Here is a 273-nt window from a genome sequence, read left to right on the forward strand (position 1 = left end):
GGGATGAAGTCTCAAGGTCGGAATTACGATAAGATGGAGTCTCAAAATCTGGATCATGAGGGGATGAAGTCTCAAGGTCGGAATTACGATAAGGTGAAGCCTCAAAATCTGGATCATGAGGGGATGAAGTCCCAAGATCGGAATTACGATAAGATGGAGTCTCAAAATCTGGATCATGAAGGGATGAAGTCTCAAGGTCGGAATTACGATAAGATGGAGTCTCAAAATCTGGATCATGAGGGGATGAAGTCTCAAGGTCGGAATTACGATAAG

At 43.6% G+C, this 273-nt stretch carries 1 protein-coding gene; it reads left to right on the plus strand.

Going from position 1 to position 273, the window contains the following annotated elements; all coding sequences use genetic code 11:
• Nucleotides 1–33 precede the first annotated feature (33 nt).
• A partial coding sequence (locus SB717_RS35715; RefSeq protein ID WP_410907691.1) for a hypothetical protein occupies nt 34–273 on the plus strand: 240 nt, incomplete at its 3' end.

The sequence above is a fragment of the Priestia sp. SIMBA_032 genome, assembly GCF_046535215.1.
In the GTDB taxonomy this organism is placed as follows: domain Bacteria; phylum Bacillota; class Bacilli; order Bacillales; family Bacillaceae_H; genus Priestia; species Priestia aryabhattai.